Origin of the sequence: Mesorhizobium sp. B2-3-4 (genome assembly GCF_006442315.1) — a bacterium.
Classification (GTDB): Bacteria; Pseudomonadota; Alphaproteobacteria; order Rhizobiales; family Rhizobiaceae; genus Mesorhizobium.
On the sequence record NZ_VFVY01000008.1, the window covers coordinates 80720 to 96433 of the forward strand.

A 15714-nucleotide genomic window follows, 5' to 3' on the forward strand; every position below is an offset into this window, starting at 1 on the left:
CTTGCGATGGGAGGCGCCATGAGAGCCCAACGACCGAACTCGCGCGAGAAGATTCTCGCCGCGGCGGCTGATGTTGCCCGGGAATCCGGGCCCGGCAGCCTGTCGCTCGACGCCGTCGCCAGCCGTGCCGGCGTGTCGAAGGGCGGGCTGCTCTACAATTTCCCAACCAAGGCCAAACTGATGCAGGGCCTGGTCGAAGGCTACCTGCGAGATTTCGAGCAAGCGCTGGAGGCGGCCGGCAGCAACGACAACGATAAAAATCCGCTTGCCGTCTACATCAGGCTGTCAGCCGAGGATTGCGAGGAAAAGCAGCCCTCGGCATCCTGGATTTTCTCGGCGATCGCCGAGGATCCCGATTTCATGACGCCGATCAAGACATTCAAGCGCCAGCTGTTCGAGCGGCTGAAGGGCGAGGCGCCGGACTTGAAGTCGCTGCTGGTCTGCTATCTCGCCATAGAGGGGCTGCGCAGCATGAACCTGTTCGATTCCGACGTGCTGTCGAAGGACGAACGGGATCTGCTGGTATCGTCGCTTCTCGAGATCGCCCGATAGGCTTGCTGCGCGATAGCGCGGTCATTCAATCGACGGCGCGTTCGATATCCCGGCGCAGGACGATCGCGGTTGTCAGGTCCTCGACCCCGCCGAGCGTGGCAACGAGGTCGCGCAGTGTGTTGAGCCGGTCGATCGACGGCACTTCGACCTCGACGATGAGATCGAGCTGACCGCTGACCGATGACACGCGACGGACCTCCGGATAGCGCGCCAGCTGGTCGAGAATGCCGATCGACGGCGTGCGGATGAGCGTGACGAGCAGAAAGGCGCGGATCAGTCCCGCGTCCAGTTGTCCGATATCGGCCCGATAACCTCTGATGACGCCGCTCTTTTCCAGCGCCGCGACACGCTCGCTGGTCGCGCTGCGCGACAGGCCGATGCGCCCGGCAAGCGTCTTCAGCGGGATGCGGGCCTCCTTCGACAGTATGCCCAGAATGTCACGGTCCTTGGCGTCCAGTTCCCTCATTGCCGACACTCCCTGCGGTTCCGTCAATGTGCCGGCCAATGCGGTCATTGTGCCGGTATAACCGACGCTTTGCCGGATGCCCGATTTTTTGGCCCGTGCCAAGCTTCGACAAAAGCAATACCGGATTTCAAATGACCGACGTTTCCCATCCAGCGCCTCGTTTCTCGCCAGGTCAGGCCATCGACCTCGCCGCCAGGCACTTCGGCGTGACCGGAACGGTGACGCCGCTCGACAGCGAGCGCGACCAGAATTTCAAACTCGCCGCCACCGACGGCTCGCTGTGGATACTGAAGATCGTCAACGCCAGCGAGCCGATCGTCGAGAGCGAATTCCAGGCAGCGCTGTTCGATCATCTCGCGCGCGGCAGTCCCGACTTGACGGTGCCGCGCCTGAAAAAGACAACCGAGGGGGCGTGGCTCGCGCGTGTCGCCGGCCCCGGTGGCGAGGCTCATGCCTTGCGGCTGGTGTCCTGGCTTCCCGGACGGCCGCTGGCCGAGAGCCAGACCACGCCGGCACTGCTGGAAAGCCTCGGCGGGGCGCTCGGCCGACTCGACCGCGCCCTTCAAGGTTTCATCCATCCCGGCGCGCTGCGCTCGTTCGACTGGGACATTCGGCAGGCCGGTGGCGCAAGGCAGAGGCTGCATCATATCGACGATGCCCAGGACCGTGCCTTGCTGGAACGGTTTCTCGATCATTTCGACGCCGAGGTTGCGCCCCGGCTGCCGGCATTGCGGGCGCAAGTCATCCACAACGACGCCAATGACTGGAACGTGCTCGTCGATCCCGACAGGCCCGAGCGCGTCGCCGGGCTGATCGATTTCGGCGATGCTCTGCACTGTGTGCTGATCGCCGAGGTCGCCGTCGCCTGCGCCTATGCCATCCTCGATGCCGAGGATCCGATCGGCGCCGCCGCCCGTCTGACCGCCGGCTTTCATGCCGAGTATCGGCTGCGCGAAGAAGAGCTCGACCTGCTCTTCGACCTGATCGCGATGCGTCTGGTCACTTCCGTGACGCTGTCGGCGGCACGCAGGGACCGCACCGCCGACAACCCCTATCTGTCGATCTCGGAAGCACCGGCCTGGCGGCTGCTCAATCGCCTGGGCAAGATGAACCGGCGCTTCGCCACGGCGATCCTGCGCCATGCCTGCGGCTTCGAAGCCGTGGCCGGAGCGCACGCCGTCACCGGCTGGATCGCGGCAAACCGGGCGCAACTGGCGCCAATCCTCGAGCGCCATCCGGCGACGCTTGCCAAGGCGCTCGTGCCCTATGGCGACCCTGGCAATCCGATGACGGTGACGTCGGCGGCACAGCAGCCCGACAAGGCGACCGCATGGTGGGATGCCTATTGCGCCGAGCATGGCGTCGCGCTCGGCATCGGTCCCTGGGGCGAGGCTCGCACCGTCTACACCAGCGACATATTCGAGTCGCGTTTCGTCGAAGGCACGCGCCGCGCCAATCATCTCGGCCTCGACCTTTTCATGCCGGCGGGGACGCGGCTCTACACGCCGCTCGCCGCCACCGTCAGGAGCGTCGAGATCGAGGAGGATCCGCTCGGCTATGGCTGCCTCGTGGCGCTGGAACATGCGCCTCAAGGCTGTCCACCTTTCGTCACGCTGTGGGGACACATGGCGCATGAGGCCGGGCGGCGGCTGAAGGCGGGCGACCGTCTGGAAGCGGGCGCGCTTGTCGGCGAGATGGGCACACCGGTCGAAAACGGCGGCTGGGCGCCGCATCTGCATTTTCAGATATCGACGGACACGAGCCTGCCGGCACGCGACATTCTCGGTGTCGGCGAGGAGCGCTATCTCGACGTGTGGAAGGACCTGTTTCCCGACGCCGCCGACCTTGCCGGCATTCCGCCCGAGGTCTTCCGCCAAAGCGGCCGGTCGCGTCGGGAGATCGTGGCGGCGCGCAAGGCGTTGCTGCTGCCCAATCTCTCCATCTCCTATGCCGAGCCGATCAAATTCGTGCGTGGCGAAGGCGCCTGGCTGATCGACGACCGCGGCCGCGCCTATCTCGATTGCTTCAACAATGTTTGCCATCTCGGCCATGCCCATCCCGACGTGGTCGAGGCGATCGCAAGACAGGCAGCGAAACTCAACACCAACACGCGCTATCTGCACGACGCGATAGTGACTTATGCGGAGCGGCTGACGGCGACGCTGCCGGCCGGCCTGTCGGTGGCGTCCTTCGCCTGTTCCGGCAGCGAGGCCAACAGCCTGATGCTGCGCATGGCACGCACCCATACCGGGCGCAGCGAGGCGATCGTGCTCGATTGGGCCTATCATGGCACCACGCAGGAACTGATCGATCTCAGCCCCTACAAGTACAAGCGCAAGGGCGGCAAGGGTCGCCCGGCGCATGTTTTCGAGGCAACCATTCCAGACAGCTATCATGCGCCGGCAGAATGGCCGGCTGAAGAACACGCGAAGCGCTTCGCCGAGAGCGTCGCCGAGCAGATAGCCGATATGGCCAGGGAAGGCAGGGCACCGGGCCTGTTCCTGGCGGAATCCATCCCCAGCGTCGCCGGCCAGGTGTTCCTGCCGGATGGCTATCTCCGGGAGGTCTATGCGATGGTGCGCGCCGCCGGCGGCATCTGCGCCGCCGACGAGGTGCAGGTCGGCTTCGGCCGCGTCGGCAGCCACTGGTGGGCGTTCGAGCCACAGGGCGTGACACCCGACATCGTCACCATGGGCAAGCCGATCGGCAACGGCCATCCGATGGCGGCCGTGGTGACGACGTCCGAGATCGCAGCCTCGTTCAACAACGGCATGGAGTACTTCAACACGTTCGGCGGCAATCCGGTGTCCTGCGCCGCCGGGCTGGCGGTGCTCGACGTCATCGAGCGCGATGGGCTGAGGCGCAACGCACTGGAGGTCGGCACCTATCTCGTGGACCGGTTCAAGGCGTTGCAGGCCCGTTTCGACATCATCGGCGACGTACGCGGCCAGGGGCTGTTCCTCGGCATCGAGCTGGTCGAGGACCGCAAGAGCAAGGCGCCGGCGACGGCTCTTGCCCGTCGCATCAATGATGGGGTCAGGGCACGCGGCGTGCTGATCGGCACCGAAGGCCCGCACGACAACGTCTTGAAGATACGCCCGCCGATGATCTTCAGCAAGGCCAATGCCGATCATCTGGTCGGCGTTCTGGATGAGACCATGGCGGCGGTTCTGGCGAACCGGGCTTAGGACGAACACCGCGCAGGGAGGCGGCGCGGACAGAAATTCAGGAGCAGGATTTTCAGCAACGTCCGGCACGTGGTGCCGGCGACAGGAGAGGCTTTGCCTCATCAAGGGAGGAAACCATGAAACATGCAATCATGACCGCGCTATTGCTGGCATCGGCCACGCTGGCCGTGCCGGCCAAGGCGGATACTTTCGACATCGTCAAGCAAAGGGGATCGATCATCTGCGGCGTCAGCCAGGGCGTGGCGGGCTTTTCGGCGCCCGACGACGAGGGCAAATGGAGCGGCTTCGATATCGATTTCTGCCGCGCCGTTTCGGCCGCCGTCTTCGGCGAGCCCGACAAGGTGAGCTATGTGCCGCTGTCGGCCAAGGAGCGCTTCACCGCATTGCAGGCCGGCACCGTCGATATCCTGTCGCGGCAGTCGACCTGGACGCTGTCGCGCGATGCCGGCATGGGCATCCATTTCGTCGGCGCCGCCTACTATGACGGCCAGGGCTTCATGGTCCGCAAGAATCTTGGCGTCGACAGCGCCCTGAAGCTCGCGGGCGCCACCGTCTGCCTGGAACAGGGCACGACCACCGAACAGAACATCGCCGACTATTTCGCCGCCAACAAGATGAAGTACGAGCCGGTCGTCATCGATTCCGCCGACAGCATCATCAAGGCGTTCGACAGTGGCCGCTGCGATGTCTACAGCACCGACAGCTCCGGTCTTTATGCGCAGCGACTGAAGCTGACCGATCCCTCGGCCTTCATCGTCCTGCCCGAAATCATCTCGAAGGAGCCGCTCGGCCCGGCCGTGCGCAAGGGCGACGACAAATGGTTCGACGTCGTGCGCTGGACGCTGTTCTCGCTTGTCGAAGCCGAGGAGGACGGCATCACCCAGGCCAATGCCGAAGCGTCGCTGAAGTCGCAGAACCCGACGATCCGGCGGTTCCTTGGCGTCGAAGGCGACAATGGGCAGCAGCTCGGGCTCGATCCCGCCTTCGCCTACAACATCGTCGCCAAGGTCGGCAATTACGGCGAGATGTTCGAACGCAATCTCGGCCAGTCCAGCCCGCTGAAAATCGCGCGCGGCATCAACGCGCTGTGGAACGCGGGCGGCCTGATGTACGCGCCGCCGGCGCGCTGACTTCGCGTGCAGGCCGCGCATGTCCGGCTGGCGCGCGGCCTGTTTTCAGATCGTCGGCAGGGCCTTGCCGGTTGAAGGGTCGAACAAGCGAAGGGCGGCCTCGTCGAAAGCGAGGCTGCGCCTGTCGCCCTTGGCGACCTGGGCCCGCGGCGGCAGGGAGGCCGTCAGCCGCTGCGTGCCGATCCGGGCCGTGGTGACCAGTTCGGGGCCGGTCAGTTCGACGACCTCGATCTCCACCGGCAATGACGGGTCCGCGGGGCCTCCGGCCGCCGCCCGCAGCGCCTCCGGCCGGATGCCGACGACCACCTCTGCGCCTTCACGCGCGGCGTTCTCATAGCGCGCCGGCAAGGCAATCCGCACGTCGGACCCGGCAATGGCCAGCTTGCCGCCGCTGATGACCGCTTTCAGCATGTTCATCGAGGGTGCGCCGACAAAGCCGGCGACATAGAGTGTCGCCGGGTCGTTGTAGATCTCCTCGGGCGTGCCGAGCTGTTCGATCCTGCCGTCGCGCATGACGGCGATGCGGCTCGCCAGCGTCATCGCCTCGATCTGGTCGTGGGTGACGTAGACGACGGTGGTCTGCAGCATCTGGTGCAGGCGCTTCAACTCGGTGCGCATCTCCAGCCGCAACTTGGCGTCGAGGTTGGACAGCGGCTCGTCGAAGAGGAAGACCTGCGGTTTGCGCACCAGCGCCCTGCCGATGGCGACGCGCTGGCGCTGGCCGCCGGAAAGCTGGCTCGGCTTGCGGTCGAGCAGGGTTTCGATCTGCAGCAGCCTCGCCGCTTCGTTCACCGCCCTGTCGCGCTCGTCGGTCGCGACGCCGCGCATCTCCAGGCCGAAACCGATGTTGCGGCGGACCGTCAGGTTCGGATAGAGCGCATAGGACTGGAAGACCATGGCGATGTCGCGGTTCTTGGGATGGACGCCGAGGATCGAACGGCCGCCGATCAGCACGTCGCCGCTGGTCGCCTCGGCAAGGCCGGCGATGATGTTGAGAAGCGTCGATTTTCCGCAACCGGACGAGCCGAGCAGCACCAGGAATTCACCGCTCTGCAGCGCGATGTCGATGCCTTTCAGCGTCTCGACGCTGCCGTAGCTCTTGCGGACGCCGCGGATTTCAAGCGCGCTCATGTGTGGATTCCCTGGATTGCATCGGCCCACCATAGTTGCGGGGCAAGGTGGAGATGGCGCGCGAGGCGATTTGCGTCGCCGCCCGCAGGCAAGCGGACAAAGGCTCTTCCCGGGCGAGAGCGGCCAGGAAGGCGGCATTGAAGACGTCGCCGGCGCCGATCGTGTCGACCACCCTGACGCCGGGCGCGGCGGCTTCGACGAGGGTTCCGTCGGGGCCGATGGCGATCGCCCCTTGCGGTCCGCGCTTGACCACGAAGGTCGCGCCCTTTCTCATGCTGGATCGGATTTCGCGCGCGGCCTCCACCGGGCTTTGCGCTCCCGCCAGGGTCACCGTCTCGACCTCGTTGAACAGCGCCAGCGCGCAGCGCGACAACCATGCCCTTGTCGCGGCGCAATTGGCCTCGGTCCAGCCATCGATCGGCCAGCCCGTGTCGAGCGCCACCGCTATGCCGTGGCCGTCGGCCCAGTCGAAAAACGCGTCATACTCGCGCGTCAGATCGTCGGTCAGGAAGGAGCCTGAGAGCAGCGCGTAGCCGCCGGAGAGCGCGCTGCCGTCGAGGACGGACAGGACATCGCCGAGACTGAAGCGGGGCAGGTGGCCGCGCGTGGTCAAGAAAGTCCGTTCGCCGTCGGGATGGGTCATGCCGACCGACAATGTCGTGCCTTCGGGACGGACCGGCCATTTTTCGGCGCGCCATCCGAAGGCTTCGCGAAGCCAGCGGCCGAACTGGTCGTCACCGACATTGGCGGCAATCGCAAAGTCGACGCCCAGCGCCTGCCAGGCAAGCCCCGTGTTGCCGGCCTGGCCGCCGACGCGCAATTCGTCATGGTCGACGACGGTCTCGGTCCCCGCCTTCGGCCATGGCGCGACGGGGCCGACAATCAGGTCGACATTGACGTTGCCGATCACCGCGAGCGGACGCATCACTCGCTCCTGGTGATCTTGGTGGTGCGCACGGGTGTGCCGGCATTGTCGACGCGGCTGTCGGCGAAGGCGATCATCAGGCGCTGCGCCACCGGCAGCATGGCGAAGATCGCGGCCATTCCCGAGGCCGGTTCGAAGGGGAGCGTGACGGCGCCGTCCACCGGCGCTTGTCCCGAGGCGTCGAAGATGACCAGCGGCGCGCCGGTCTCGACCACGGAAAGCGCCATCGCGGTCACCAGTTCGGAAGTCGGGTCGTTGCCGCGAAACAGGACGACGCCGATTTTGGGGCCGAGCATCTCCATCGGCCCATGCCGCAACTGGCCGCCCTCGAGTGAGAAGCAAGGCAGCCGCGACAGTTCAGTCAGGCCAAGCGCCAGTGCTTCGGCGACACCTTGCAGGCGACGACCGGAGGTGACGATCGTATCCACCGTGGCGAGTGCCGCGAGTGCCAAGGCGATGTCGCACTCCTGCGGCGCTTCGAGCGCGGCGAGGGCGGAGGCAGGATCCTCGCTGAGAGCCGCCAGGATAGCCAGGTGCAGGGCCAGGGTAACGGTCAGGCTGCGTGTGGCGGCGAAAGCCAGCTCGGTGCCGCCGGCGCCGACCAGGCAAGGCGCGGTGCGCGCCAGGAACGATCCGCCTTCGAGAGTCAGGCCGAAAATGTCCGGGCCGCCGCCGGTCTCGGAAAACCATCTGACGACCTCGGCGCTCTCACCCGATTGCGAGGTTACGATCACGCTGCGGCCATCGAGCGGCAGCGGCTGGCCAAGCTGTTCGGAGAGTGGCGTAGCCAGCGCCTCGATGCCAAGCGCCCGGTAAAGCGGCTCGACGGCACGGCCAACGGCATGCGAGCCGCCCATGCCGAGCAGGAGCAGGCGGCCGGTCCGCTGGATGGAGCTGGCGGCCTTCCGCGCCTCGGCGGTGTTCTGGCGGAACGAAGCGATGGCATCCGCATGCTGGCGCGCCATTTCACGGTCGATGGCGGCCAGTCCGGCCGGCCGGGATTTTACTGCAGTCATCATCATCCTTTCACGCCGCCACTGGTCAGGCCCGAGATCAGCGCCCGCTGCATGACCAGGCCGATCAGCACCGGCGGCAGAGCGGCCAGTACGCCGGCGGTGGCGATCAATCCGTAGTCGGAGACACGGCCGCCGGCCAGATCGGCAATGGCGACCGTCAGGGTCTTGGCGCGCTGGTCGGAGGTGAACAGCAGCGCGTAGAAGAATTCGTCCCAGGCCAGCAGCAAGGCAAACAGCGCCGACGTCGCCATCACCGGTGCCGCCAGCGGCAGTGTGATGATGCGCAATGTATGGAACAGGCCGGCGCCGTCGATCATCGCGGCGGCCTCGATCTCGCGCGGGATGGAATCGAAGCCGGATTTCATCAGCCAGGTGGTGAAGGGCGCCAGTATGGTCAGGTAAACCAGCGCCAGGCCGAAGACGTTGTTGAGCAGGCCAAGATGCGACAGCCCCATATAGAGCGGCACGGCGAGCGCCACCGGCGGCAGCATGTAGGTGGCGATGACCATCGACAGCGACCAGCCGATCGCGGGCGTGCGCGACACCGCCCAGCCGGCGGGAATCGCCAGGGCGAGTGCCGCCAGCGTCGCCATGCCTGCGATCTCGAGACTGTTGCGCAGCGATGCGGTGAAGGCCGCGCCGGCGCTGTTTTCGGCCGTCGACAGCAATTGCTGGTAGCGCGAGAAATCGGCGGCTTGCGGCCACCAGCGCAGCGGCTTGGCGGCGAGATCGGCGGCCGGAGAAATGCTCATGATGAACAGCCAGGCGATCGGCGCCAGGATGATCGCCGCAAGCAGCAGCGCGCAGGCATGGATGAAGATTGTGAAAGCCAGGCTCTTGCGTTCCATCAGGCGGCACTCCCGGCGGTCTTCCTCACCAGTGCCGCATAGGCGACGGCGAGCAGCGTGACGAGCAAGGTGACGATCAGCGCCAGCGACGCCCCGGAGCCGGCGCGCTGGAAGGAGAAGGCTTCCTGGTAGACGAGGATCGACAGCGTACGCGTGGTGTTGGCCGGGCCGCCACGGGTCATCACCCAGATGATGTCGAAGACCTTGAAGGCCTCGATGGTACGCAGCACCAGCGCCACCATAAGCGGGCCGGCGAGATAGGGCAGGATGACGAAGCGGAAGCGGTTGAACGGGCCGGCGCCGTCGACCAGCGAGGCGGCGGTGATGTCGCGCGGCACCGCCTGCAGGGCGGCGAGCGCGATCAGCGCCACCAGCGGAAAATTCTTCCAGCAATCGGTGACGATCAGGGCCGCCAGCGCCGTTCCCGGCTCGCCGAGCCAGGAGCGATAGGCGTCGATGAGATGCAATTGCGTCAAGGCGGCATTGAGCGCGCCATATTCGGGATTGTAGATCAGCCGCCACAGCGTGGCATTGACCACCGTCGGCAGTGCCCAAGGCAAGATCATCAAGGCGCGCAGGACGGCGCGGCCGCGAAACTCCTGATTGAGCAGCAAGGCGGCGAGAACGCCGATCACCATTTCGGCGGCGACCGAAATGACGGCGAACAATGTTGTGGTGACGAGTGTGCGCGAGAAGTTCGAACTCGACAGCATGTTGGTATAATTGTCCAAGCCGACGAAATTGCCGCCGGTGCCGACCAGCTTGGCGTCGGTGAAGGCGAGGCCGACCGTGTCGACCAGCGGCCAGCCGATGACGGCGACCATGACCACGAGCAAGGGCAGCATCAGCAGCCAGGCACGGGTTGTCATCCAGGTGCTCGACATCAGAGCAGCCTCTCCCTAACTCATCTTGGTTTCAGACATAGCACGGGCGGCACAAGGCCGCCCGTGACCGGATAGCAAAGCTTACAGGCCGCTGTTCTTGGCAGCGGTGTTCAAGGCGTCTTCCGGCGAAGACGTACCAAGTAGCGATTCCTGGATGGCTTGCTGCAGCGCCGTCGACAGTTCCTGGTACTTCGGCGTGGTCGGGCGCGGATACATGGCCGCCAGGCCGAGCTTGGCGGCGGCGATCAGCTCTTCCTGGCCCTTGGTGACGGCCGCGTCGTCATAGGACGACGCCCAGATCGGCAGCGAGAGCTTGGCGTACTGGTTCTGTGTTGCCTGCGAGGTCATGAACTCGATGTATTTCCAGGCCTCGTCCGGATGCTTGGAGACCGCGGTGACGCCGAGGCCCATCGAGCCGTTGACTGCCGACACTTCGCTGGTGCCGGCAACGCCCGGCGCCGGCACGACGCCGACCTTGCCGGCTACTTTCGAGTCCTTCGGGTCGTTTGCCATGTTGTACATGTAGGTCCAGTTCAGCGCGAAGGCGGCGTCGCCGTTCTCGAAGACCTTGCGAACGTCCTCTTCCAGGAATTCCTTGGAGTTGGGATTGGTGAGGCCCGACTTGTAGCTATCGACCATGTATTTCAGCGCCAGCAGGCCGCCGCCATTCTGGAAGTCCGGTTTGCCGTCCTTGAGGAATTCGCCGCCATAGGCGCTGACCAGCGTGGTGTAGTCGCAGATCGCGGCCTCGGCCTGCGACCAGCTCCAGGCGATCGGCGTCTTCAGCAGTCCCTTGTCCTGGATGATCTTGGCCTGGGCGCCGAGTTCTTCCCAGGTCTTGGGCGGGGTCTTGATGCCGGCCTTCTCCAGGATCTCCTTGTTGTAGAACAGGTATTTGGTGTCGAGGATCCACGGCATGCCATAATATTTGCCGTCATACTGGACGGTGGTCCAGGCGCCGGGCAGCACGCCCTTCTTCATCTCGTCGGTGATCTTCGATGAGACATCGACCAGCACCTTGTTGGTGGCGTATTCGGCCGGCCAGATGACGTCGAACAGGACGACGTCGTAGCCGCCGCCCGACCCCTGAGCGAGCACGGTCTTGTCGTGCAGGCCCTCATAGGGGACGAATTCGAGATTGACCTTGACGTCCGGATTGGCCTTGGTGAAGGCGTCCGTCATGGCACGCACGTCGGCCTCGCTGTAGGCGGCCTGGGCCATGAAAAGCGCGTTGAGCGTGGTCTCGGCGAAGGCGTGAGGAACAGCAAGTCCCCCGATGAAGACTGCGCCCAGAAGCGTCCTACCAATCGATTTCAGCATGTTCTTCTCCCATTTCCGAAGGTGACGGGCCGGCGTTCCCTGCCTTCCCGGGTTGCTGTCGCGTGACTTGTTTTCTATTAAGTCAACTCGCTTGACTTAATTAGTCGATCAATATTCTAATGGAGTCAAGAGGGGAAAAGCCCGGTGGACGACATCAGCCCGATCCGTGCCAAGAGCGGCACCAACCAGGAAGGCACGAGCGCGCACAACCGCCGCGTCATGATCGAGGCGCTGCGCCTCAACGGCGCCCTGTCGCGGGCCGACCTGGCGCGGGCGACGCAGCTCACCAAACAGGCGGTCTCCAATATCATCGAGGACCTGGAAAGCGACGGCCTGGTCGTTGCGCTCGATGCGGTGCGCAAGGGCAGGGGCCAGCCGTCCACCCCTTACAGGCTTGTGCCCGAAGGCGCCTTCGCCATCGGCCTGCACATAGACCGGCATCTGACACGGGCGGTCGCGGTAGACCTTATGGGCAGCGTGCTGGCGCGGGCCGAGGCAAACCTGCCTTTCGATGAACCATCACGGGGTGTCGAGATCATTCTCGAGCTGATCGCCGGCGTCCGCCGCGACCTGGCCGGCATTTCCTCGCAGTCGGAAAAACGCCTCGTCGGGCTCGGCGTGGCCATGCCCGGCCCGTTCGGCCTCAAGAACTCGGACGACAAATGGATGATGCCGGCCTGGCAGAAGTTTCCCCTGCTGGACACGCTGGCCAAGGGCACCGGCCTCAATGTCGGCCTGCAGAACGACGCCGCCGCCTGCGCGACGGCCGAGCGCATCGTGGGCGCCGCCCACGGGGTCGACCATGCAGTGTGCCTTTATGTCGGCTATGGTATCGGCGCCGGACTGATCCTCAACGGCGAGCTGTACAGCGGCGGCCATGGCAATGCCGGCGAAATCGGCATGGCGCTGCTGTCGCCGGCCGGCCCCGGCTCGACGCCGCTCGAACATCGCGCGTCGCTGGCCTCGCTCTACCAGCATCTCGGTCTCGATCCCGCCGACGAGGGCCTATACGAGAAGATCGGCGCGCTGGCCGCGGCGGCTGACGGGAAGATCATGCGCTGGATCGAGGGAGCGGCGCATGATCTGCGCTGGAGCGTGCATCTCATCGAAACCGTCTTCGATCCGCAAACCGTCATCCTGACCAGCGGCGCGCCGGAAGCGCTGGCGCGCCGGCTGATCGACGCGATGCATCCCCTGCTGCCGTCCATCGCCGACCGGCCCGGCGGGACCTTGCCGCGCCTGCAGCTCGGCACCACCGATCCCTGGTCGATCGCGTTGGGCGCCGCGGCGGCGCCGATCAGCCGCGCCTTCGATCCACTGTTCTCGGCCATTCTGAAGACGCGCTCGGCTCCGGTGTGAGATCCAGTGGGCCAGGCCTGCTCCGGCCAAACCCGTTCGTTGATCGTCACACAGGGTTCATCGTGCGGACATAGCGTCGCTCCCGGTTCTTTGCTGCAATGCAAAAGGAGTGGGACATGGTGGATATAGTTTCAAACGAGGCGGGGATACCGAGACCGGATCACCCGCTTGAACAATCAAGTGGCGCCAAATGGTTTCTGCCCGCGTTCGGCTTGCTGGTGCTGGTCGGCGTCGTTTATGTCGGCTATGCGCTGAGCCAGGATCTGGCGGAAGCCAAGACGGTGCCGTGGATCCTGCTCGGCATCGCCCTGCTGATCGCGCTGGGCTTCGAATTCGTCAACGGCTTCCACGATACCGCCAACGCGGTGGCGACGGTCATCTACACGCGCTCCCTGCCGGCCGAATTCGCCGTCATGTGGTCGGGCGTCTTCAATTTCCTCGGGGTTCTCACCTCCAGCGGCGCGGTTGCCTTCGGCATCCTGTCGCTGCTGCCGGTCGAACTGATCCTGCAGGTCGGCTCCTCGTCCGGTTTCGCGATGGTGTTCGCGCTGCTGGTGGCTGCGATCCTGTGGAACCTCGGCACCTGGTTCCTCGGCCTGCCGGCGTCCAGCTCGCACACGATGGTCGGTTCGATCATCGGCGTCGGCCTCGCCAACCAGTTCATGGCACCGGCCGGCAGCGCCACCAGCGGCGTCGACTGGTCGCAGGCGACCAATGTCGGCACGACCCTGCTGGTGTCGCCGATCGTCGGCTTCTTTGCCGCTGCCGCCTTGCTCTATGCGATGAAGCTGCTGGTGCGCAACAAGGCCCTCTACGAGGCGCCGAAGGGCAACACCCCACCGCCCTTGTGGATCCGGGCGCTGCTGATCTTCACCTGCACGGGCGTCAGCTTCGCGCACGGCTCCAATGACGGCCAGAAGGGCATGGGACTGATCATGCTGATCCTGATCGGCGTCGTGCCGACGGCCTTCGCGCTCAACCGCACCCCAGACATCAACTATCTCGAAGCCTATAAGTCAGCCTCGGTTGGGGTCGAGCAAGCGCTGGGCAAGTATGTCAAGCCGGGCGTCACCGTCACGGATGCCAAGGCGGCCGTTCAGGATGCCGTGCGCACCCGCACCTGGAGCGACCAGACGACGGTCGCGCTGCAGACCTACATCCACAACACCACCGCCGGGCTGCAGCCCTATGCGTCCGTCGAGAAGGTGCCGACCGACCTGGTCAGCAACGCCCGCAACGACATCTACCTGATCGGCGAGGCGCTGAAGCTGATCGACAAGAAGCAGCTGCTGCCGATGGAGGCCGCCGACCTGAAAGCGGTGACCGACTATCACAAGGCCGTCGACAATGCGACGAAGTTCATCCCGCTCTGGGTGAAGATCGCGGTTGCCCTGGCTCTCGGGCTCGGCACCATGGTCGGCTGGAAGCGCATCGTCGTCACCGTCGGCGAGAAGATCGGCAAGAGCCATCTGACCTATGGCCAGGGCGCCGCCGCCGAACTCGTCGCCATGGTGACCATCGGCATGGCCGACCGTCTCGGCCTGCCGGTGTCGACGACCCACGTGCTGTCGTCCGGTGTCGCCGGAACGATGGCGGCCAACGGCTCTGGCCTGCAATGGTCGACGGTGCGCAACCTGCTGTTGGCTTGGGTGCTGACCTTGCCCTGCTCGATCGCGCTGGCCTTCGTGCTGTTCATCGTCTTCCGCCAGGTGTTCTGAGCGGTAGAAGCCAGCCACGCATTACCGGCGGCGCCATTTTGGCGCCGCCTCGCTTTCCGGGACAGTCTTCCCAAAGAATCCGGCGGCAGTCATGAACCACGCTTCGCATCTGGCCCTGCTTGCCGTCGACGACCAGCATCCGGCACCCGGGCTGGTCTGGGCCTTTCGCGGCGCTCCGGGCGAGCAAGCCGTGGCGCTTGCCCCACGTGACATCAATGCCGCACTTGCCATGCCGAAGGGCTGGGTCTGGCTGCATGTCGATCTCGTCGATCAGCGCGCGCATTCCTGGGTCAGCCGCGCCTGCGCCTTGCCGGCCTCGGCTCATGCGATCCTCGAAGGCCATGAGGACAGTCCCGCGCTGGCGCATGAGGATGGCGTCGTGCACGGCATTTCCGCCGATCTGCACAGCGAGATCGCGCGTCAGTCCACCACCATTGGCAGATTGCGCTTCGCGGTCTCGGAGCGGCTCCTCGTGACAGGCCGCCGCCATTCGCTGGCAGCGGTAGAGGAAGTGCACGAGGCGCTCGCCGCGGAACTCCGGCCGGCCACTGCCTTCGAGCTTTTCGAAGCGATCGTGATGGCCTTCTGCAGCGGCACCAGCCTGCGGCTCGGCGCCGCCACCAAGCGGCTCGACCAGGTGGAGGATCATCTGGTGACCGAGCGGCTTGCCGACGAAAGGCAGCGGCTGAAGGACGTACGCCGCCTCACGGTCTCGCTGCACCGGCCGATCTCGGCGCTGGCGGCGCTTTTCCAGGATGAGGACCGGTCGGGTTGGAAACTGTCGGAAGGGGCGCATGAGACCTTGCGGCGGCTCACCACGCGTCTTGAGCGGCTCGACCGCGAGGTCGTCATGGTCAACGACCGGGCGCGGCTGCTGCAGGAGGAGGTCGCGGCCGAACTGGCGGACGAATCCAACCGCAGCCTGAAGGCGCTGGCGGTGATGAGCGCGCTGCTTCTGCCGGGCTCGCTGATCGTCGGTATGTTCGGCATGAACACAGCCGGCCTGCCGCTGACGCAGACGCCGGGCGGCTTCGAACTGGCGTTGTTGATCGCGGCGGCCGCGACCGGCCTGTTCTACTGGCTGTTGCTGAGGGCCGGCGCCAATCTGAGATTCTGAGCCAGGCTAAGATCCTTCGCCTGGGCCGACGCCCGAGCCAGGCGTTTTCAGACCTGAAAG

13 protein-coding genes are annotated in these 15714 nt (G+C 65.4%); 6 read left to right on the forward strand and 7 right to left on the reverse strand.

Annotation, left to right across the window (positions count from 1 at the left end; all coding sequences use genetic code 11):
* The first annotated feature begins 18 nt into the window (after window positions 1-18).
* Complete coding sequence (locus FJ967_RS14220; RefSeq protein ID WP_140732453.1) at window positions 19-552, forward strand: TetR/AcrR family transcriptional regulator; 534 nt, start codon at window positions 19-21, stop codon at window positions 550-552.
* 25 nt (window positions 553-577) lie between these two features.
* Here FJ967_RS14220 and FJ967_RS14225 read toward each other — a convergent pair whose 3' ends face one another.
* The gene (locus FJ967_RS14225) at window positions 578-1018 is read right to left on the reverse strand and encodes an Lrp/AsnC family transcriptional regulator (protein WP_140732454.1); all 441 of its coding nucleotides are present in this window, start codon (window positions 1016-1018) and stop codon (window positions 578-580) included.
* 131 nt (window positions 1019-1149) lie between these two features.
* Between FJ967_RS14225 and FJ967_RS14230 the strand changes: the two genes are divergently transcribed.
* Window positions 1150-4206, forward strand: coding sequence for an aminotransferase class III-fold pyridoxal phosphate-dependent enzyme (locus FJ967_RS14230; protein ID WP_140732455.1), 3057 nt, complete (start codon window positions 1150-1152; stop codon window positions 4204-4206).
* A gap of 116 nt (window positions 4207-4322) precedes the next feature.
* Window positions 4323-5336, forward strand: a complete 1014-nt coding sequence (locus tag FJ967_RS14235) for an amino acid ABC transporter substrate-binding protein (protein ID WP_140732456.1) — start codon at window positions 4323-4325, stop codon at window positions 5334-5336.
* A gap of 45 nt (window positions 5337-5381) precedes the next feature.
* Here FJ967_RS14235 and ugpC read toward each other — a convergent pair whose 3' ends face one another.
* The 6 genes from ugpC to FJ967_RS14265 all read right to left on the reverse strand — a co-directional run bounded on the left by ugpC (window position 5382) and on the right by FJ967_RS14265 (window position 11460).
* Entirely contained in the window at window positions 5382-6467 is a 1086-nt protein-coding gene (gene ugpC, locus FJ967_RS14240; protein WP_140732457.1) for a sn-glycerol-3-phosphate ABC transporter ATP-binding protein UgpC, read from the reverse strand.
* Entirely contained in the window at window positions 6454-7392 is a 939-nt protein-coding gene (locus tag FJ967_RS14245; protein ID WP_140732458.1) for a PfkB family carbohydrate kinase, read from the reverse strand. Before FJ967_RS14245 ends, ugpC begins: the two co-directional genes overlap by 14 nt.
* Complete coding sequence (locus tag FJ967_RS14250; RefSeq protein WP_140732459.1) at window positions 7392-8408, reverse strand: SIS domain-containing protein; 1017 nt, start codon at window positions 8406-8408, stop codon at window positions 7392-7394. Before FJ967_RS14250 ends, FJ967_RS14245 begins: the two co-directional genes overlap by 1 nt.
* 2 nt (window positions 8409-8410) lie before the next feature.
* Entirely contained in the window at window positions 8411-9256 is an 846-nt protein-coding gene (locus tag FJ967_RS14255; protein WP_140732460.1) for a carbohydrate ABC transporter permease, read from the reverse strand.
* Window positions 9256-10140 (reverse strand): sugar ABC transporter permease, encoded by an 885-nt coding sequence (locus tag FJ967_RS14260; RefSeq protein ID WP_140732461.1) that lies wholly within the window; start codon window positions 10138-10140, stop codon window positions 9256-9258. The genes FJ967_RS14255 and FJ967_RS14260 overlap by 1 nt, the downstream gene beginning before the upstream one ends.
* Window positions 10141-10221: 81 nt before the next feature.
* Entirely contained in the window at window positions 10222-11460 is a 1239-nt protein-coding gene (locus FJ967_RS14265; protein ID WP_140732462.1) for an extracellular solute-binding protein, read from the reverse strand.
* 144 nt (window positions 11461-11604) lie between these two features.
* On the opposite strand from FJ967_RS14265, the gene FJ967_RS14270 reads away from it, so the two are divergent.
* The 3 genes from FJ967_RS14270 to FJ967_RS14280 all read left to right on the forward strand — a co-directional run bounded on the left by FJ967_RS14270 (window position 11605) and on the right by FJ967_RS14280 (window position 15654).
* Window positions 11605-12819 carry an ROK family transcriptional regulator gene (locus FJ967_RS14270; protein ID WP_140732463.1) on the forward strand — a complete coding sequence of 405 codons (1215 nt, stop codon included), beginning with the start codon at window positions 11605-11607 and terminating at the stop codon, window positions 12817-12819.
* 116 nt (window positions 12820-12935) lie between these two features.
* Window positions 12936-14537 carry an inorganic phosphate transporter gene (locus FJ967_RS14275; protein ID WP_140732464.1) on the forward strand — a complete coding sequence of 534 codons (1602 nt, stop codon included), beginning with the start codon at window positions 12936-12938 and terminating at the stop codon, window positions 14535-14537.
* Between the two features lie 91 nt (window positions 14538-14628).
* Window positions 14629-15654 (forward strand): transporter, encoded by a 1026-nt coding sequence (locus tag FJ967_RS14280; RefSeq protein WP_140732465.1) that lies wholly within the window; start codon window positions 14629-14631, stop codon window positions 15652-15654.
* The last annotated feature ends 60 nt before the right edge of the window (window positions 15655-15714 follow it).